The sequence below is a fragment of the Streptomyces sp. NPDC054813 genome, assembly GCF_053611365.1.
Genome location: NZ_JBSHAF010000013.1, coordinates 92,660 through 111,279 on the forward strand (window position 1 = coordinate 92,660; position 18,620 = coordinate 111,279).

Below are 18,620 nucleotides of genomic sequence, written 5' to 3' on the forward strand. Positions count from 1 at the left end.
TCAGTCGTGCATGGCTTACGCGGCCGCCAGCTTGGCGGCCGAGTCCGCGTCGACGCAGGCCTGGATCACCGCGTCGAGGTCTCCGTCGAGGACCTGGTCCAAGTTGTACGCCTTGAAGCCGACGCGGTGGTCCGAGAGGCGATTCTCCGGGAAGTTGTACGTGCGGATCTTCTCGGAGCGGTCGACGGTGCGGACCTGGCTGCGGCGGGCGTCGGCGGCTTCCTTCTCCGCCTCCTCCTGCGCCGCGGCGAGCAGCCTGGAGCGCAGGATACGCAAGGCCTGCTCCTTGTTCTGCAGTTGGCTCTTCTCGTTCTGGCAGGAGGCGACGACTCCGGTGGGCAGGTGCGTGATGCGCACGGCGGAGTCGGTGGTGTTGACGGACTGCCCGCCGGGTCCCGAAGACCGGTAGACGTCGATCCGGAGGTCGTTCGGATTGATCTCGACGTCGACCTCCTCGGCCTCGGGGGTCACCAGCACACCCGCCGCCGACGTGTGGATACGGCCCTGCGACTCGGTCGCCGGCACGCGCTGCACGCGGTGCACGCCGCCCTCGTACTTCAGCCGCGCCCAGACGCCCTGCCCGGGCTCGGTCGCGCCGTTGCCGCCCTTGGTCTTCACCGCGACCTGGACGTCCTTGTAGCCGCCCAGTTCGGACTCGGTGGAGTCGATGATCTCGGTCTTCCAGCCGATGCGCTCGGCGTACCGCAGGTACATCCGCAGCAGGTCACCGGCGAACAGCGCGGACTCGTCGCCGCCGGCCCCCGCCTTGATCTCCAGGATCACGTCCTTGTCGTCGGACGGGTCCCGGGGCACCAGGAGCAGCCGCAGCTTCTCGGTCAGCTCGTCGCGCTGCTTGTCCAGCTCCTTGACCTCGGCGGCGAAGTCGGGGTCGTCGGCGGCCAGTTCACGCGCGGTCTCGATGTCGTCGCCGGTCTGCTTCCAGGAGCGGTAGGTGCCGACGATCGGGGTGAGTTCGGCGTAGCGCTTGTTCAGCTTGCGCGCGTTGGCCTGGTCGGCGTGGACCGACGGGTCGGCGAGCTTCTTCTCCAGGTCGGCGTGCTCGACGACGAGTTCCTCGACGGCCTCGAACATTTTGGGCTCCTGATACTGCGTACGGAAGGGAAGGCGGGCGACCAAAAACGCCGGTCCCGGGCGCGCCCCCGTAGGGACACGGCCGTGGACCGGCGAAATGGGGCTCGCTACTTCTTGGAGCCGGCGGCAGCCTTGCCGAAGCGGGCCTCGAAGCGGGCCACACGGCCACCGGTGTCGAGGATCTTCTGCTTGCCCGTGTAGAACGGGTGGCACTCGGAGCAGACCTCAGCCCGGATGGTGCCGGACTGGATGGTGCTACGGGTGGTGAACGACGCGCCACAGGTGCAGCTGACCTGCGTCTCGACGTACTCGGGGTGGATCTCGCGCTTCAAGGTGTCTCCTAGATTTCGGGAGGGCACCGGGTCGCTACCGCGGGCTGCGGGGCGTGAACCGGGGCCGACGTACCAGTCTGCCAGGGCTGGGCGCATAGCCCAAAACCGGGGGGAGCGGTCCGGTATTCCCAAGGGTGGGGGGATGGTCGCGCAGAAGGGGGTGCCTCAGATTCGTCGTGCGCGAGTGCGGGTCGTCGTGGGTCGTTCGCGCAGTTCCCCGCGCCCCTTTAGGTGGGACCAGCGCAGTTACCTGGGGGCGCGGGGACTGCGCCAGCAACCCCGACGCACCCGCAGCCGGACTACGACGTCACGACCCCCTTGGCCTGCCCGGTCGCCGTGCCCTTCGTGGCGCTCGCCGGGATCGGCCTGTCGTGCTTCAGGGCCGTCCAGACCTGCTTGGCCTTGGCCTCGGCCACGATCACCCGGTTCGGGTTCGCCGGGTCGTACTCGACCGGCATCGTGACCATGTGCATGTTCTTGGAGCCGATGGACTTCAGACCGTTCGCGAAGTCGATCAGGGAGTTCACCGAGCCCAGGTCGGAGTCGGTGGTGACCGTCTTCGTCGCGGTGTCCGCCAGGTCGTACAGCTTCTTGGGGCTGGTGAAGACGCCCACTTGCTTGACCTGGTTGATCAGGGCCTTGACGAACGCCTGCTGGAGCTGGATGCGGCCCAGGTCGGAGCCGTCGCCGACACCGTGCCGGGTGCGGACCAGGCCGAGCGCCTGCTCGCCGTCGAGCGTGTGCCTGCCGGTCTTGAGGTGGAGGTGGCTCTGCGGGTCGTCGATGCTCTTGGTCGTGGTGACCTCGACCCCGCCCAGCTCGTCGATGAGCTTCTGGAAGCCGGAGAAGTCGACCTCCAGGTAGTGGTCCATGCGGACACCCGTCATGGACTCGACCGTCTTGACCGCGCAGGTCGCGCCGCCCGTCGAGTACGCGGAGTTGAACATCACGTCGGTGGCCGCGTCGTGCGTGACGCCGTTCGCGTCCTTACAGGACGGACGGTGGATCAGGGTGTCCCGCGGAACGGAGACCACGGCGGCCTTCTTGTGGCCCTTGTACACGTGGACGATCATCGCCGTGTCGGACCGGGCGCTGCCGTCGTCGGTGCCGCCGCCGAGCTTCTTGTTGACGCCGGAGCGGGTGTCCGAGCCGAGCACCAGGATGTTCTGGGAGCCGTTGTCGACCTTGGTGGGCCGGTCGGCGCCCAGCGCCTGGTTGATGTCGACGCTCTTGATGTTGCCGTTGAGCTTGAAGTACACGTAACCGAGGCCGGTGCCGCCGAGAACGAGGACTCCGGCCGCGGTCCAGGCCGTGACGAGCAGCGCCTTGCGGCCCCGCCCCGGGGGCTTGCGGCGGCGGCCCTTGCCGTTGCGGTCAGGGGCCTTCGGGCCGGCCTCGGGTATGCCGGGCTCCGGCGTGCTCTCGGCGGACATGGGCTCCTCTGTTCTCGTACGACTGGTCGGTTACCCCCTGCTTTCAGGGTCAGGCCCGGCGTACCCGGATCATCGGCACGTACCGGACCATCGTCGCTCCGCCTGGTCAGACGGCGAAACTCGGGAAAGGGTTGCACAACGCAGTGTGCCCACCGCGTAGGGCGATGGGCACACCGTGTAGTCGGGCAAGTGGGGCGAACCCCGCTCACCAGCTGTTTCAGCCGAAGATGCCGTACTGCTGGAAACCGGTACCGAGCGACTTCCTTGTGCCGAAGATCTCACTGGTCGCCTTGCCCGTGCCCGGGTAGAGGTACAGCGTGCCGCCGGTCGTACGGGCCACCAGGTCGGCCTTGCCGTCGCCGGTCATGTCGCCGACCGTGGCGAGGGTGTTGAAGCCGGTCCAGCCGGAGCGGACCTTCACCCGGGCCGAGAAGAGGCCGGTGCCGGACTTGCCGGTGCCCTTGTACAGGTAGAGGTCGCCGCCGCTGCTCTTGCGGGCCAGCAGGTCGGCCTTGCCGTCGCCGTTGAAGTCGCCGACGCCGCGCAGCTGGTTGTACTGGCTCCAGCCGCCGCCGATCCGGACGCGGGAGCCGAAGGTGCCGTCGCCCTTGCCCGGGTACAGCCACAGCACACCGGCGGAGTCCTCGGAGAGCACGTCGGGCAGGTAGTCGCCGGTGAGGTCACCGGGGATGATGGTGGCCTTGCGGGTCTTCCAGTTGGTGAAGATCTTCTTCGTGACCCAGGAGCCGCTGGTCTGCGCGCTGTTCAGCGCGAAGTGATCCCAGTAGACGTCACCGGTGGAGGTCACCCGGTAGACCAGGTCCTGGAAGCCGTCCCGGTTGAGGTCGGCCTGCAGGATGAGGTTGACGCCGCTCCAGTCGCCCCAGGACTGGCGGGCGGCCAGCGAGGTGCCCTTGGAGTCCAGCTCGTAGCCGACCTGGGACGACGACTTGCGGGCGAACAGGTCGGCCTTGCCGTCCGTGTAGCTCAGGTTGGTGTCGGCGATCTGCGCGTAGGCGGCACCGACGTAGGTGCTGACCTTCGTGAAGACGCCGTAGGCGCCCTTGGCGACGCAGTCCTCGACGCCCCAGGAGACCACGCCGACGATCCGGCCGCCGACGACCAGCGGGCCGCCGGAGTCGCCGTTGCAGGTGGTCGTCGTGCCGGTGTCGCTGCCGGTGGCGGGCGCGCCCGCGCAGACCATGTGGCCCTTGACGAAGTCGGTGCTGCCGTAGGCGGCGGTGCAGGTGGCGTCCGAGTCGATCGGCAGCGTGGCCGTCTTCAGCGTCTCGGAGATGTCCTGCGTGGTGGAGCTGGTCCGGCCCCAGCCGTAGACCTTGGCGGTCTTGGCGGGCGTGCCCGTGTACGACGCGGTGTCGGTGTTCGTCGTCATGCGGATCGGGGTCGCCTTGACGGGGGCCGCCAGGGTGAGCACCGCGATGTCGTTGTTGGGGGCGCCGTCGGCCGACACGGTGTACGACGGGTGGTTCCACTGGCGCAGGACGCCGGTGGCGGTGCCGCCGTGCAGGTTGGCGGTGCCGTCGGCGTTGCTCGTGGGCAGCGAGGCGGTGCCGGTGACGACCGCGGAGTCGGTGGTGCTCCACTTGAAGCCCTTGACGCAGTGCGCGGCAGTGAGGATCTTCGTGGGCGAGATGACCGAGCCACCGCAGAAGAAGCCGACGTCGTCGCTCGTGCTGGTGGTGCCCTTGTCGTCGTAGTACCAGAGCTGGGCCATCCACGGCGCCGAGGAGATGGTGGTCGTACCGCCACCGATGATCTTCGGCGAGACGGCCGAACCGCTCGAGGCGGCCGGCTTCTTCGTGGTGGTCGTCCCGCTGTCGGCGGTGATCGCACGGGCGATCCGCTTGTTCAGGACGGCCTGTGACGTCGTGCTGACGGACGGCTTGACCGTGGGCGTCGGCTGGGTGGCCGCGCTGGCGGAGGTCGAGATCAGTGCGGCGGCGGTGGCCGCGGCGACAGCGGCCGCGGCGACGGGCAGCGCGAACCGTATCCGACGTCTGTGGCGACCGCTCCCGGACGTGGGTGTACCCACCTAAGTCCCCCCTCGGGATCAGGAATTCGAGATTCGGTCAATTGACCGAAGGGCGAGATCCTACACCGGCCGGGAAGACGCCAGAAGCCGTCCCCCCAGGTGGGGGAACGGCTTCCGGTTAGGGCAGTCGTCAGTCGCCGTTGCCCGGCGTCGGCGTCGTCTTCTGAATCTGCATCAGGAACTCGGCGTTCGACTTCGTCTGCTTCATCTTGTCGAGCAGCAGCTCGACCGCCTGCTGCTGGTCGAGGGCGTGCAGCACCCGGCGCAGCTTCCAGACGATGGCGAGCTCGTCCGGAGCGAGCAGGATCTCTTCCTTACGGGTGCCGGACGCGTCGACGTCCACCGCCGGGAAGATGCGCTTGTCGGCGAGCTTCCGGTCGAGCTTGAGCTCCGCGTTGCCGGTGCCCTTGAACTCCTCGAAGATCACCTCGTCCATGCGGGACCCGGTGTCCACAAGGGCGGTGGCGAGGATCGTGAGAGATCCGCCGTCCTCGATGTTGCGGGCCGCACCGAAGAAGCGCTTCGGCGGGTACAGGGCGGTCGAGTCGACACCACCGGACAGGATGCGGCCGGAGGCCGGCGCGGCCAGGTTGTACGCACGGCCCAGACGCGTGATCGAGTCGAGCAGCACGACGACGTCGTGGCCCAACTCCACCAGACGCTTGGCGCGCTCGATGGCGAGCTCGGCGACCGTGGTGTGGTCCTCGGCCGGGCGGTCGAAGGTCGAGGAGATGACCTCGCCCTTCACCGACCGCTGCATGTCGGTGACCTCTTCCGGACGCTCGTCGACGAGGACGACCATCAGGTGGCACTCGGGGTTGTTGTGCGTGATCGCGTTGGCGATCGCCTGCATGATCATGGTCTTGCCGGTCTTCGGCGGGGCCACGATCAGACCGCGCTGGCCCTTACCGATCGGCGCGACGAGGTCGATGATGCGGGTGGTCAGCACGCCCGGGTCGGTCTCCAGACGGAGCCGGTCCTGCGGGTACAGCGGCGTCAGCTTGTTGAACTCCGGGCGGCCACGGCCCTGTTCGGGCGCCATGCCGTTGACGGAGTCCAGGCGCACGAGCGCGTTGAACTTCTCGCGGCGCTCGCCCTCCTTGGGCTGGCGGACCGCACCGGTGACGTGGTCACCCTTGCGCAGACCGCTCTTGCGGACCTGGGCGAGGGAGACGTACACGTCGTTCGGGCCCGGCAGGTAACCGGAGGTCCGGATGAACGCGTAGTTGTCGAGGATGTCCAGGATGCCCGCGACGGGGATCAGGACGTCGTCGTCGGTCAGCTGCGGCTCGGCACCACCGATCTCGTCGCGGCCCCGACGGCCCCGACGGTCCCGGTAGCGGCCCCGACGGCCACGGCGGCCGCCGTCGAAGTCGTCGTCGTCCTGCGGGCCGGCGTTGCGGTCCTGCCGGCCGCCGCCCTGCTGCTGCGGCTGCTGCTGACGGTCCCGGTCCTGACGGTCCTGGCGGTCCCGGTCCTGACGGTCCTGACGGCCGCCCTGGCCGCCGCCCTGCTGCTCGTCGCCCTTGCCGCGCCGGTCACGGTCCCGACCGCGCTCACGGCGGTCACGGCGACCGCGGCCGTCGCCGTCGGCGTCGCCCTGCGGCTGCGCGGCGGGGGTCTCGGCCTTCGGCTCGCTCTTCGCCTCGGCGACGACGGTCTCGGCGCCGCTCGCGGTGGGGCTGCCGGCCTCGGCGGTGGCCCGGCGACGGCGGCGCTCGGCCGGTGCGTCATCTCCGCCACGCTCGGCGTCGCCCGCGCGGGTGCCGCCGGCGGGCTGGCCGGGGATCTCGATCTGCTGCTGGGCCACGGCCTGCTCGGCGGGGGCCTTGGCGGCCTGCTCCGCCTTCTTCTCGGCGACCTCGTCGCCCGTACGGGCCTTGGAGGTGGCCCGGCGCTTCGGCTTGGTCTCGGTGGCGCTCTCGGCGGCCTTGGGGGCGGAGCCCCCACCGGCCTGCGCCTCCTTGATGACCTCGATCAGCTGGCTCTTGCGCATCCGCGCCGTGCCCCTGATACCGAGGCCGGATGCGACCTGCTGAAGCTCGGCCAGCACCATGCCCTCAAGGCCGGTACCACGGCGTCGCCGGGAGCCGGCACCAGTGGCAGGCGCGGAGGCGTCCGTGGCGGGCGCGGCAGCGGTCTCCTCGACACGTGCGCCCATCAGATCGGTGGTGTCGCTCACGAAGGGTCCTTCCCTGGAGCGGACGTCGGCCTGTCTGGCTCGGCGACCGGTTGTGCTGTCCGGCTGCGGTCCTTGCTGTGTGGACCGTGCCGGGGCGGTGGTCCGCCAAAGCGGCGGAGAGAGAATTTCTGGTGACGGCGCTTCCTCAGCCGTGGCACCCGGTGTCACGTGGCGTGGTAGCACCAATTCCGGAGCGTGCCCAGCGGCCCGCTCAGTGCCCGCGTACGACGTACTGCCCAGGTACGGCATACGGAACGCTGAGTGGCTTGGGAGACTCCCGGAAGAATGTCTGTCCCGGACGGGGACGTGAAGCACCTCGCCATGGTGGGGTCGGGTGCAGACTTGAGGTTAACACTACCGGATCCAACAAACATTCCCCCTCTCCAAATCCGGCAACCGTGCGCAGTTAAATGTCACTGGTGGGCGCAAGCGGCAGCACGCTCACTCCCTGGACGTCGAGGTTCAGCCGGTTGGCCGCCCAGTCCGAGCCGGCCAGGGCTTCGATCTTGTCGGCGCTCGCGGCGTCGGCCAGCGCCATCACGGTCGGTCCGGCGCCGGAGATCACGGCCGGGATCCCGTCCGCGCGCAGCCGCTCCACCAGCGCCGCGCTCTCCGGCATGGCCGGGGCGCGGTACTCCTGGTGCAGACGGTCCTCGGTGGCGGGCAGCAGCAGCTCGGGGCGCCTGGTGAGGGCCTCGACGAGCAGGGCGGCACGGCCCGCGTTGGCGGCGGCGTCGACGTGCGGCACGGTGCGCGGGAGCAGTCCGCGCGCGGTCTCCGTCAGGACCGGCTTCCCGGGCACGAAAACCACCGGAACGATGGAATCGGCGGGCTCCATCCTGATCGCCCGGGCGGCGCCGGACTCCATCCAGGAGAGCGTGAAGCCGCCCAGCAGACACGCTGCGACGTTGTCGGGGTGGCCCTCGATCTCGGTGGCCAGTTCGAGGAGCGCGGCGTCGTCGAGCCTGGCCTCGCCGCCTATGGTCACGGCACGCGCGGCGACGATGCCGGCGCAGATGGCGGCGGAGGAGGAGCCCAGTCCGCGGCCGTGCGGGATGCGGTTGGCGCACACGATCTCCAGGCCGCGGGGCTGTCCGCCCAGCAGGTCGAAGGCGGTGCGCAGGGAGCGTACGAGGAGGTGGCTCTCGTCACGCGGCAGCGTCTCGCTGCCCTCACCCGCGATGTCGATGTGCAGCCCGGAGTCGGCAACCCGTACGACGACATCGTCGTAGAGCCCCAGTGCGAGGCCCAGGGCATCGAAGCCCGGACCGAGGTTGGCGCTGGTGGCGGGGGTGCGCACCCGGACGGCGGCGGCGCGGAACGCTGGACCGGCCATCGCTCGATGACTCTCCTTGAGCTGCGTGATGGTCGAATGACACTCGATAGGTACCTGAGGGAACCTCGGGCCGCGGAGGCGGCACGGCACCGCGCCATATGCGGAGGCATATGCAGCGGGCGGGTTCGGTACAGCCTATCGAAGGAAGGTTCTGTGGCGACATAGGGCGCACAGGAGGCGCACGATGCGTGTCGTAAGCCCCTCGTGCCCCCTCCTTAGGGAGTCCCCTGTTCAGGACGCCACAGTCGGTTCACTGGTTGCCCGGCCGTTGTTCGCCGAGCGTTGCCCGGGAAGCGCTCGTGCGGCTCTCGGGCAACGCTCCAGCGGTTCTCTAGGCGAGCCCGAGCCGCTCGGCCGCGGCGGCGGCGTCGACGGGCACGGTGACCGGCTGCGGGGCGCCGGCGACGGCCCAGTCGGGGTCCTTCAGGCCGTTGCCGGTGACGGTGCAGACGATGCGCTGCCCCGGGTCGACCTTGCCCTGTTCGGCGGCCTTGAGCAGACCGGCCACGGAGGCGGCGGAGGCGGGCTCCACGAAGACACCCTCCTGCGCGGCCAACAGCCGGTAGGCGCGCAGGATTTCACGGTCCGTCACCTCGTCGATGAGGCCCTCGGACTCGTCCCGGGCGGCGAGCGCGAACTGCCAGGAGGCGGGGTTGCCGATCCGGATCGCGGTGGCGATGGTCGAGGGGTCCTTGACGATCTCACCGCGCACGATGGGCGCGGAGCCGGAGGCCTGGAACCCCCACATCCGGGGGGTCCCGGCGGCGATCCCGTCCGCCGCGTACTCCTTGTAACCCTTCCAGTACGCGGTGATGTTGCCCGCGTTGCCGACCGGCAGGACGTGGATGTCGGGCGCGTCGCCGAGCATGTCCACGATCTCGAAGGCGGCCGTCTTCTGCCCCTCGATGCGCACCGGGTTCACCGAATTGACCAGCGCCACCGGGTAGTTCTCGCTCAGGTTGCGGGCGAGGGTGAGGCAGTCGTCGAAGTTGCCGTCGACCTGGAGGATCTTCGCGCCGTGCACGAGGGCCTGGCCCATCTTGCCGAGCGCGATCTTGCCGCGCGGCACGAGCACGGCGCAGACCATGCCAGCGCGCACGGCGTACGCGGCGGCGGAGGCGGAGGTGTTGCCGGTGGAGGCGCAGATGACCGCCTGCGCGCCCTCCTCCTTGGCCTTGCTGATGGCCATGGTCATACCGCGGTCCTTGAAGGACCCGGTCGGGTTCGCGCCCTCCACCTTCAGGTGGACCTCGCACCCCGTGCGCTCGGAGAGCACCTGCGCGGGCACGAGGGGCGTGCCGCCCTCGCGGAGCGTCACGACCGGCGTGGTGTCGGAGACGGGCAGCCGGTCCCGGTACTCCTCGATGATTCCGCGCCACTGGTGGGTCATTGCTGGTTACTCTCCTTCAACCCGCATGATGCTGGCGACACCCCGCACGGTGTCGAGCTTGCGCAGCGCCTCCACGGTCCCGGACAGGGACGCGTCGGAGGCCCGATGGGTGACGACGACGAGGGAGGCCTCGCCGTCCTTGCCCGTCTGCCGAACCGTATCGATGGAAACCCCGTGCTCGGCGAACACGGTGGCGACCTGGGCGAGAACACCCGGTTTGTCGGCGACGTCGAGGCTGATGTGGTAGCGCGTGACGACATCGCCCATCGGCGACACGGGCAGGGCGGCGTACGCCGACTCGCCGGGCCCCATTGCCCCGCTGAGCCGGTTGCGGCAGACGGCGACCAGGTCGCCGAGGACCGCGGAGGCGGTCGGGGCGCCGCCGGCGCCGGGACCGTAGAACATCAACTGGCCGGCCGCGTCCGACTCCACGAAGACGGCGTTGTAGGCGCCGCGCACGGAGGCGAGCGGATGGGTCAGCGGAATCATCGCGGGGTGCACGCGGGCCGTCACCGATCCGCCGTCCTCGGCGCGCTCGCAGATGGCCAGCAGCTTGATGGTGCAGCCCATGTTCTTGGCGGAGGCGAAGTCGGAGGCGGTGACCTCGGTCATGCCCTCGCGGTAGACGTCGTCGAGGCGCACCCGCGAGTGGAAGGCGATCCCGGCGAGGATGGCGGCCTTGGCGGCGGCGTCGAAGCCCTCGACGTCGGCGGTGGGGTCGGCTTCCGCGTACCCGAGCGCGGTGGCCTCGTCGAGGGCCTCCTGGTAACCGGCGCCCGTCGAGTCCATCTTGTCGAGGATGAAGTTGGTGGTCCCGTTGACGATCCCCAGCACCCGGTTGACCTTGTCGCCGGCGAGGGACTCGCGCAGCGGCCGGATCAGCGGGATGGCACCGGCGACGGCGGCCTCGTAGTAGAGGTCCTTGTCGTTCTGCTCGGCGACCGCGTGCAGGGCGGCACCGTCCTGGGCGAGCAGCGCCTTGTTGGCGGAGACCACGGAGGCGCCGTGCTCGAAGGCGGTGGTGATGAGGGTACGGGCGGGCTCGATGCCCCCGATGACCTCGACGACGACGTCGATGTCCCCCCGCTTGACCAGAGCGGTCGCGTCCGTGGTGACCAGGCTCGGGTCGATGCCCTCACGCACCTTGGAGGGCCGTCGTACGGCGACGCCGGCCAGCTCGATCGGGGCACCGATGCGCTGCGCGAGGTCGTCGGCGTGCGTCGTCATGATGCGCGCCACCTCTGAGCCGACAACCCCACAGCCCAGCAGCGCCACCTTCAGCGGACGCGTACGCATCATCCGACCTCGTTTCCTCATACCGTCTACGGTTGGACCAGTCTCACTCACCGGACGGGAGTTTCTACCCTTCGTCCGGATCGTGAGACATCTATTTCATTGTGCGGCGGTGGCAGACAGGAGATCTTCCGTCTGCGTCATCCGGGTCATCGGACACCATCCGAGAATGCCGTCCGATGTCGCCGAATGACCTCGAATGCCGTTGAAGTGCCGTCGAAATGCCGTCGCCATTCCGTCGGACGGGACCGTCATTCCCTCGGACGGGACCGTCATTCCGTCGGACGGGAACATCGGATCCGAAGCGGTCCGACGTCATCGGACGCCGTCAGACGCCGTGGACGTCAAGCGACGCTGTGGGCGCCGTCCGACGCCGTGGACGCCGTGGATGCCATCCGAGGCCGTGGACGCCATCCGACGCCGTGGACGCCATTGACGTCACCCGACGTCGAGGCGCAGGAGGTCCTCCTCCGTCTCCCGGCGGACGATGACCCGGGACTCGCCGTCGCGCACCGCGACGACGGGCGGCCGGAGCACATGGTTGTAGTTGCTCGCCATGGACCGGCAGTAGGCACCGGTGGCCGGCACGGCGATCAGGTCACCGGGTGCCAGGTCGCCCGGCAGGAACGCGTCCTTGACGACGATGTCCCCGCTCTCGCAGTGCTTGCCGACGACTCGGGCGAGCATCGGCTCGGCATCGCTCGTCCGCGACACGAGAGCGACGCTGTACTCGGCGTCGTACAACGCGGTCCTGATGTTGTCGGACATACCGCCGTCGACGGAGACATAGGTGCGCAGCCCGTTGAGGGGCTTGATGGTGCCGACCTCGTAGAGGGTGAAGGCGGTCGGCCCGACGATGGCCCGCCCCGGCTCGACGGAGATACGCGGAGTCCGCAGCCGGGCGGCCTCGCACTCCCTGGTGACGATCTCGGTGAGCGCCTTGGCGATCTCGTGCGGCTCGCGGGGGTCGTCGTCGCTGGTGTAGGCGATCCCGAGGCCGCCACCGAGGTCGATCTCGGGCAGCTCGACCCCGTGCTCGTCCCGGACGTCCTTGAGCAGCCCGACCACCCGGTGCGCGGCGACCTCGAAGCCGGACATGTCGAAGATCTGCGACCCGATGTGCGAGTGGATCCCGATGAGCTCCAGCCCGTCCAGCTGGAGCGCCCGCCGCACGGCCTCCGCGGCCTGCCCCCCGGCGAGCGGGATCCCGAACTTCTGGTCCTCGTGCGCGGTGGCGATGAACTCGTGCGTGTGCGCCTCGACGCCGACGGTGATACGGATCTGCACGCGCTGCCGCTTGCCGCGGGACTGGGCGACGTGGGCGACCCGCACGATCTCCTGGAAGGAGTCGAGCACGATCCGCCCGACGCCGGCCTCGACCGCCCGCTCGATCTCCTCCGTCGACTTGTTGTTGCCATGGAAGGCGATCCGGTCGGCGGGCATCCCGGCGGAGAGGGCAGTGGCCAGCTCGCCGCCGGAGCACACGTCGAGATTGAGCCCCTCCTCGTGCAGCCAGCGCACGACGGCCCGCGACAGGAAGGCCTTACCGGCGTAGAACACGTCGGCGTCCGACCCGAAGGCGGTGCGCCAGGCGCGCGCCCGGGCCCGGAAGTCGTCCTCGTCGAGGACGTAGGCGGGGGTGCCGAACTCCTCGGCGAGGGTCTTCACGTCGACACCGCCGACGGTGACGACCCCGTCGGCGTCGCGCGTGACGGTCTGGGCCCACACCTTGGAGTCGAGGGAGTTCAGGTCGGCGGGCGGAGCGGCGTAGTGGCCCTCGGGCAGGACATCGGCGTGCCGGGGCCCGGCGGGGTGTGCGGAACGGCTCATTGCTCTTCTGGCGCTCTCTTCAGAGGTGATCGGGTGCGTCGATGCCGAGCAGGGACAGGCCGCCGGCCAGCACCGTCCCGGTGGCTTCGGCGAGGGCGAGCCGGGCACGGTGGGCGGCCGAGGGTTTCTCGTCGCCGCGGGGCAGCACGGTCGGCAGGAACGGCAGGGCGGCATCGGCGACGGTGACGAGATGCCGGGCGAGCCGATCGGGGGCGCGGTGGGTGGCCGCGGCGGTGAGGATGCGGGGGTAGTCGGCGAGGGCGGTGACCAGGGTGCCGGGGGCGCCTGAGGTGCCGGGGGCGCCTGAGGTGCCGGGGGCGCCTGAGGTGTGCGGGGTGCCCGGGGTGCTTGTGGTGCCCGGGGTGCCGGGAGCGCCGGGGACGTCACCGGGTTCGGCGTCGAACCCGAGCCGTCCGGCACCGCGGCCGACGGCTCGCGCCCTGGCATGGGCGTACCGCACCCGGAAGAGCGGGTTGCTCTCGCGCTGCACCAGGTGGTCGGCGGTGATCCGGGGCCGGTCGTGGGCGGCGGGATACAGCAGGGCCCACTGGGCGGCGTCGGGCCCGAGCGGGGCCGGGTCCTCGGGCGCCGGCACGGGCCGGAGACTGACGGGCTCGCCGTGACCGACCTCACCGCGCCCGCCCTGGGTCGCGACGATCCGTACGACGGCGTCCGCGACGACCTCGGCCCGGACGTCGTACGGCACACGCAGCGCGACCACCTGCCCGGCGAGTGCGTCGCCGTGGCCGTAGCCGAGGCCCAGGGCGCGGATCTCGGCGACGAGGGTCGCCGTGGGGGACGCGGTGGGGCTGAGGCTGATGTTGAGGAACCCGGGCCCGGTGACGACGACGTCCTCAACGCCGGCGGCGTCCGCGAGATGGGGCACCAGGATCTCGGCGACCCGCATCGGGGACTGCCCGGCCGGGCGGGCGAGCTGCAGCGCGATGTTGGTGGCGTAGTCCCCACACCCACCGGGCCCCGGAGGCGTGACCACGGCCCGCTCCGGCACGCTCACGCTCAGCTCCCCCTCGTCAACAGCACGACGCACCGCGCGCAGCACGGTACGGGAGAGCTCGACGGGGGTCACGGGACAAGCCTAGGGGAGGAGGGGGCGGGGCAGGCGACCCGGTTTGAGTGGGTCCGGCATGTGGACGGCAGGCCGGTGGGCGTGACGCGCCAGAGGGGCTACGGCCATACGGGCCTACAGACTTACGGGCAGGATGGAAACCGTAGGCAGGCAGATAGGCAGGCAGGTCCACGGCTCCACCGGATTGATGCGGGCCGCAGGGTCGGTCACCGACTACACGTCGGTCATTGACTACTCGTCGGCCACCGACTGCACGGCCGCTACGGGCAGACGGGGTTGCCCCCGGCCCGCTCCCCGGAGAACTCGACCTCGCCGGCCTCGCCGCCGCCTCCCCCGCGCTCCCGCTCCTCCGACTCCTCCGGCCGTCGCCGCCGCTCCATCAACTCCCTGACGAGCCGTACGAGTTCGGAGGGCTCGAAGGGCTTGGCGAGGAAGGCGTCGACGCCGACATCGAGACCGGTCTCGACCTCGTACTGGGTACAGGCGCTGACGATGGCGAGGGGAAGGTCGTGGGTGCGGGGGTCGGCACGGAGCAGAGCGGCGGTCCGCAGACCGTCGAGCCGGGGCATGACGACGTCGAGGGTGATCACATCGGGCCGCACCTGATGAACGACATCCAGACACTCGGCACCATCGGCCGCGGTCACGACCTCGAGACCCTCCAGTTCGAGATTGACCCTGATCAGCTGCCGGATGACCTTGTTGTCGTCCACAACAAGCACCCGGCCCGACGCCCCTGGCACAACTCGAGAGTAGGTCCGGACCGGCCACCGCGTCCGCGTTTTCCCGACTTCCGCACCGCGAGGGGGAGCGACCCCCGGGAAACCCGTTCCTGATCACCCTGACCGAGCTGGTAGTGTTCTACCCGTCGCCGCGAGCAACAGCTCAACGCCAGACGCCCCCGTAGCTCAGGGGATAGAGCAACGGCCTCCGGAGCCGTGTGCGCAGGTTCGAATCCTGCCGGGGGCACCGCAGGTCAGGTGCCTAAAAGGCCCTCTGATCAGGCATTACGCCAGATTGGAGGGCCTGCTGTTATATGCAGCTATCTGCCACCGAAAGCAGCCCTAGGACGGGCGCTGCGGGACATACGCGGGATCGGACATCGATAGACGAACCGACCGATCCCGCACATAAGAAACACCCCGAGGCGGGCACCTCGGGGTGTTTGGTGTGATCATCGTCACGCGTATTCGAGCAGCAGATCTTCGATCCGCTTGTTGGCCACAACGTGACGACCGTGGAGGCATTTCGCATAGCGAGCCAAGAGGACCTCCACTGTGTTGCCTGCACGCTCAGCAACTTCCGTGGGGTCGACCCCCGCATTGAGCCACGTCGAGAGCGCCGAGTGGCGTAGGTCGTACGGGCGGTCGGCGAGCGGGCTCTTGACAAGCTCTGGTGGGAGCCCGAACTCACGCGCTTCGCCCCACACGCGCGAGTAGGTCGAGGAACCGACCAGTCCGCCGCGCTCATTGAAGAAGAGTCTGCCGTCGTCCGCGGTGCCGAACGTGTCGATGCCCTCTCGCCAGATGGCCACGAGGATCGGCGGCAGCGGCGTCGGCCGCACTTCCTCGGGATCGCGGTTCTTCAGCCCGCGATCGTCGTGCACCTCGCCCGTCTTGGTCCACTTCTTCCCCGCTGTCGGCCGGGTTCGGTGGAGATTTGCCAGTCCCCAACCCTCCTCAGGGAGGTAGCAGTCCTGGATCGCGACTCCGACGGTTTCAGCCGGACGCATCCCGGCGTAGTACATGCCGGCGAACATGCCCGCCAGTCGCCTGCCCCTGGCTCGGTGGTAACCGCCCACGTACGAGACAGCACCGATCAGATTGCTGGCCTGCTTCGGGTTGGCCACGACGCGAGGGTCGACAGGAACAATTCTTGACGGTTTCTGCACAGAAACCGAGTTGACGGGATTCTCGTCGAGCTCCCCTAGCTCCGTGGCATAGTTCAGCGCGTTGACGAGGACCTTACGCTTGCGCTTAAAGGTCTCACTCGAAGCCGCTTCTCCGTCAAGTTTCAGCTTGAGCGCTTCGAGCACGCCTCGCATAACCGCTGGCTTGGCGAGATCGGCGAGCGAAGGCGAGTTCCTTGCCATCCAGTCAACCACGGATCTGGCCTCTGACGGGATTTCGCGATCTTCCGGGCCGGGAAGTACGAATGCCCAGTCCCGAAGCGCCCGCTGCATCGCCTCATCCGCCGGCCGCCCAGGACGATTCGGCATGAGCGCCTTTGTGACACCCGTCAGCGCCTCATTGATCTCGTCCCGATAGTTCGGTGCGGCATGGGGCCACTTCATCTTCAGATATTTCAAGGCGAAGGCGTACCAGGTGAGGGCAGGTGCCTTTTCCTCCATCGAGGGAGGCAAGCCCGTACCTGTGTCGAACTGCTCCCCATTCTCCTGGGCCATGAGGAGCTGCGCGCGCAGCTTGTCGGCAAGCCCCTTAGTGCGACGCGAGCGAGATACCTCGCGCCCTGCCACGACCCAGCGCACCTCATAGGTGTCCTTGCCCTGGCGCTGCTTTACCCTGACGTCCCATATCCGAACGTCCGTCGTCTTCAAGCTGCGGCTTCCTCTCTCTCATGCAGCCATTCCATGAATACACTCCGCCAGACGCGCAACTCGCCGTTCGGGAGCTTCAGTACCGCAGGCCCCGTGCCCATCTCGCGCCACCGGTAGAAGGTTCGGCGGGATGTGCCCTTCAGCTCTGCCAGCACCTCGGGGACGGTCATCAACTCGTCACCCTTGTCGACCTTCCTCACTCAGCGGCTCCCGTGCGGAATCGCCAAAGACCGAAGCGCCACTGCCGCTACGCCATCAAGCACGAAGAAGCACTGCTGCGAGAACGTGCGATTCAGTTTTTGGGCAGGGGGTATCACGAAAGGGCGCATGAGGGATCCTTACGAAGTGGCGCAGAATCCACCGCAGCCTGTGGCGAGGTGGATGGCCGTTGGGCGAGTGTCGTGCCTTTCTTGGATTTCCGAAGTCTGGTCCTGTGCGCTGAACAGGCGCTAGGCCACGCCGGGCACCAGGAAGGCGCTGTCCGCTCCAGGTCCACCGCCAAGTAGCCGGTGCGAACGACATCAATACTCCGGACGATCCCCGGTTTGGCTAACCGGGGATCGTCGGCTATATATCGCCCAGCAGACCGACAGGACCGTACGGTCAGCGAGCCACGCGATACGCGCGGACGGCGGGTGTGGCGCCGTCCGTTTCCACCATGCGGAGCCCCTCCTCGGTGAGGCGGCTGAGGCTGCGTGCTACCACTCGCTCACGAGCACCGAGGGCGCGGGCGATGTGCCGGGCTACGGCGCCGGGGTGGACGGCGCCATGCGCGAGGACGACTCGGTCACGGCGGAAGGCGTGTTGCAGCAGGTCTTCGGCGAGGAGTCCGGCCGCGCAGATACAGAGGCACAGCGCGGTGGCCAAGGCAGCGTGGTCCTGGCGTTGCTGAGCAGTGAAGGCGTTCAGGGCGCCAAGCGTGAACAGGATTGGGGCAGTGAAGTGCAGGGATCGAAGCATGCCGTTGGACAGGTGGGGCTCCTTGGGACGGGCCCGGGGGAGGCAGGGATCAGTGCTCAGGCCAACCGGCTGGCCTGAGCGCGCACGAGGCGGGGACTATGTTCGCCAAGGGCCCGGACGCCTGCGAGCCTTCGCTGACCTGGTGTTTTCGGGGACGTTGTACGTTGACATGGTCCCAGCAGTAAGTTCCAGTCCCTTGGGGCTCTTTCTCGTCTGCTGTGGGCGGATAGGAGGCAGACGCGTCTCCTGAGTTCGCAGCCACGCTGACAATCGCCGCTAGACCCCATACATGCTGGGCTTCGGCCATCAGCTGCCACATCGGAGGGCGTGAAGGGCTCATACGGGAAGCGTGCTGCTGTGCACCGGGGCGAAACCCGGCTCGCTTCGACGGGAGCAGTAAGGGAGCGGACGGCGCTCAGTCGACGTGGGGGTATGCCCCGTCCAGGTAGTGGGCGATCTGCCGCCGCATCGAGGGATGAATGTCGTACAAGTCCAGATCGCCGGGCAGGACCCAGCGGACGCCGTCGGCTTCGTCGTTGACGGTCGGCTCGCCGCCGACCGGGCGGCCGATCACGGTCACCTCGTACGCCTGTCTGATCTCCCCGTCCGTGTAGGCGACCACGTGTTCTGGAGGTGAATACACGCCCAGGAGTCCGATGGCGACGGCGTCGATTCCGGTCTCTTCCTTGCACTCCCGCACCGCGCACTGCGAGGGAGACTCACCGATGTCCATCGCGCCGCCGGGCAGCGCCCACTGCCCGGTGTCCCGCCGCCGCTGCAGGAGAATCGCGCCGTCCACATCCCGGACGGCCAGCATGTTGCAAGCGGGGATCAGGGTGTTCGGCTTCGGTGCGCTGGCGTCGTACCAGTACTCCGTGCGTCCCATGGTGGGGTGGGCTCCTCACATCGCCTCAGGTGACCAGGGCTTCGCAGTCTTCCAGACCGCTTGAAAGCCGTCGGTGTAGTGGTCGAACTAGCCCGTCCCATCCAGCCGGCGCAGTTGGAGCAGCGGGTTCGCGCTGGCCGGCTGTCCCCAGGCGTGCGGATTGACCAGCAGTGTGCCGTCGTACCGGGC

General features: G+C 69.0%; 15 protein-coding genes and 1 tRNA gene. 2 read left to right on the top strand and 14 right to left on the bottom strand.

From position 1 onward, the window contains the following. Positions 1-15: 15 nt before the first annotated feature. The 11 genes from prfA to ACWGJB_RS26290 form a co-directional block, all read right to left on the bottom strand. Complete coding sequence (prfA, locus tag ACWGJB_RS26240; RefSeq protein ID WP_453382537.1) at positions 16-1,092, bottom strand: peptide chain release factor 1; 1,077 nt, start codon at positions 1,090-1,092, stop codon at positions 16-18. 107 nt (positions 1,093-1,199) lie between these two features. Then, complete coding sequence (rpmE, locus tag ACWGJB_RS26245; protein ID WP_190206740.1) at positions 1,200-1,424, bottom strand: 50S ribosomal protein L31; 225 nt, start codon at positions 1,422-1,424, stop codon at positions 1,200-1,202. Positions 1,425-1,723: 299 nt separating this feature from the next. After that, positions 1,724-2,857: an LCP family protein gene (locus ACWGJB_RS26250; protein ID WP_453382538.1), complete on the bottom strand. Its 1,134-nt coding sequence runs from the start codon at positions 2,855-2,857 to the stop codon at positions 1,724-1,726. Between the two features lie 217 nt (positions 2,858-3,074). Further along, positions 3,075-4,910: a trypsin-like serine protease gene (locus tag ACWGJB_RS26255; RefSeq protein ID WP_453382539.1), complete on the bottom strand. Its 1,836-nt coding sequence runs from the start codon at positions 4,908-4,910 to the stop codon at positions 3,075-3,077. Positions 4,911-5,040: 130 nt separating this feature from the next. Continuing rightward, on the bottom strand, positions 5,041-7,092 hold the full coding sequence (rho, locus tag ACWGJB_RS26260) for a transcription termination factor Rho (RefSeq protein WP_453382540.1): 2,052 nt from the start codon (positions 7,090-7,092) through the stop codon (positions 5,041-5,043). A gap of 406 nt (positions 7,093-7,498) precedes the next feature. Continuing rightward, a complete protein-coding gene (gene thrB / locus ACWGJB_RS26265) occupies positions 7,499-8,428 on the bottom strand; it encodes a homoserine kinase (RefSeq protein WP_453382541.1) in 930 nt (309 codons plus the stop codon). A 331-nt stretch (positions 8,429-8,759) separates the two neighbouring features. Continuing rightward, entirely contained in the window at positions 8,760-9,818 is a 1,059-nt protein-coding gene (gene thrC / locus ACWGJB_RS26270; RefSeq protein ID WP_453382542.1) for a threonine synthase, read from the bottom strand. A gap of 6 nt (positions 9,819-9,824) precedes the next feature. Continuing rightward, positions 9,825-11,117 (bottom strand): homoserine dehydrogenase, encoded by a 1,293-nt coding sequence (locus ACWGJB_RS26275; RefSeq protein WP_453382543.1) that lies wholly within the window; start codon positions 11,115-11,117, stop codon positions 9,825-9,827. A gap of 432 nt (positions 11,118-11,549) precedes the next feature. Next, on the bottom strand, positions 11,550-12,941 hold the full coding sequence (gene lysA / locus ACWGJB_RS26280; RefSeq protein ID WP_453382544.1) for a diaminopimelate decarboxylase: 1,392 nt from the start codon (positions 12,939-12,941) through the stop codon (positions 11,550-11,552). A gap of 19 nt (positions 12,942-12,960) precedes the next feature. Continuing rightward, positions 12,961-14,028 (bottom strand): ArgS-related anticodon-binding protein NrtL, encoded by a 1,068-nt coding sequence (gene nrtL / locus ACWGJB_RS26285; RefSeq protein ID WP_453382545.1) that lies wholly within the window; start codon positions 14,026-14,028, stop codon positions 12,961-12,963. Positions 14,029-14,288: 260 nt separating this feature from the next. Beyond that, positions 14,289-14,771 (bottom strand): response regulator, encoded by a 483-nt coding sequence (locus ACWGJB_RS26290; RefSeq protein WP_453382546.1) that lies wholly within the window; start codon positions 14,769-14,771, stop codon positions 14,289-14,291. Between the two features lie 154 nt (positions 14,772-14,925). Here ACWGJB_RS26290 and ACWGJB_RS26295 point away from each other — a divergent pair. Continuing rightward, positions 14,926-14,997: transfer RNA gene (locus ACWGJB_RS26295), tRNA-Arg, on the top strand. Between the two features lie 211 nt (positions 14,998-15,208). On the opposite strand, the gene ACWGJB_RS26300 is transcribed toward ACWGJB_RS26295, so the two are convergent. Beyond that, entirely contained in the window at positions 15,209-16,585 is a 1,377-nt protein-coding gene (locus ACWGJB_RS26300) for a tyrosine-type recombinase/integrase (RefSeq protein WP_453382547.1), read from the bottom strand. Then, positions 16,582-16,755 carry a helix-turn-helix transcriptional regulator gene (locus tag ACWGJB_RS26305; protein WP_266965365.1) on the bottom strand — a complete coding sequence of 58 codons (174 nt, stop codon included), beginning with the start codon at positions 16,753-16,755 and terminating at the stop codon, positions 16,582-16,584. The genes ACWGJB_RS26300 and ACWGJB_RS26305 overlap by 4 nt, the downstream gene beginning before the upstream one ends. Before the next feature lie 598 nt (positions 16,756-17,353). Between ACWGJB_RS26305 and ACWGJB_RS26310 the strand changes: the two genes are divergently transcribed. Continuing rightward, positions 17,354-17,623 (top strand): hypothetical protein, encoded by a 270-nt coding sequence (locus ACWGJB_RS26310; protein ID WP_453382548.1) that lies wholly within the window; start codon positions 17,354-17,356, stop codon positions 17,621-17,623. A gap of 337 nt (positions 17,624-17,960) precedes the next feature. Here the strand turns inward: ACWGJB_RS26310 and ACWGJB_RS26315 are convergent, their stop codons facing one another. Then, positions 17,961-18,431 carry an NUDIX hydrolase gene (locus ACWGJB_RS26315; protein ID WP_453382549.1) on the bottom strand — a complete coding sequence of 157 codons (471 nt, stop codon included), beginning with the start codon at positions 18,429-18,431 and terminating at the stop codon, positions 17,961-17,963. Positions 18,432-18,620 lie beyond the last annotated feature (189 nt).

Excerpts from the sequence above, each read along its gene's own strand:
- prfA (WP_453382537.1), bottom strand. The coding sequence starts at position 1,092 with ATGTTCGAGGCCGTCGAGGAACTCGTCGTCGAGCACGCCGACCTGGAG.
- ACWGJB_RS26250 (WP_453382538.1), bottom strand. The coding sequence starts at position 2,857 with ATGTCCGCCGAGAGCACGCCGGAGCCCGGCATACCCGAGGCCGGCCCG.
- ACWGJB_RS26305 (WP_266965365.1), bottom strand. The coding sequence starts at position 16,755 with ATGACCGTCCCCGAGGTGCTGGCAGAGCTGAAGGGCACATCCCGCCGA.
- lysA (WP_453382544.1), bottom strand. The coding sequence starts at position 12,941 with ATGAGCCGTTCCGCACACCCCGCCGGGCCCCGGCACGCCGATGTCCTG.
- thrB (WP_453382541.1), bottom strand. The coding sequence starts at position 8,428 with ATGGCCGGTCCAGCGTTCCGCGCCGCCGCCGTCCGGGTGCGCACCCCC.
- ACWGJB_RS26315 (WP_453382549.1), bottom strand. The coding sequence starts at position 18,431 with ATGGGACGCACGGAGTACTGGTACGACGCCAGCGCACCGAAGCCGAAC.
- ACWGJB_RS26310 (WP_453382548.1), top strand. The coding sequence starts at position 17,354 with ATGCGCGAGGACGACTCGGTCACGGCGGAAGGCGTGTTGCAGCAGGTC.
- thrC (WP_453382542.1), bottom strand. The coding sequence starts at position 9,818 with ATGACCCACCAGTGGCGCGGAATCATCGAGGAGTACCGGGACCGGCTG.
- ACWGJB_RS26275 (WP_453382543.1), bottom strand. The coding sequence starts at position 11,117 with ATGATGCGTACGCGTCCGCTGAAGGTGGCGCTGCTGGGCTGTGGGGTT.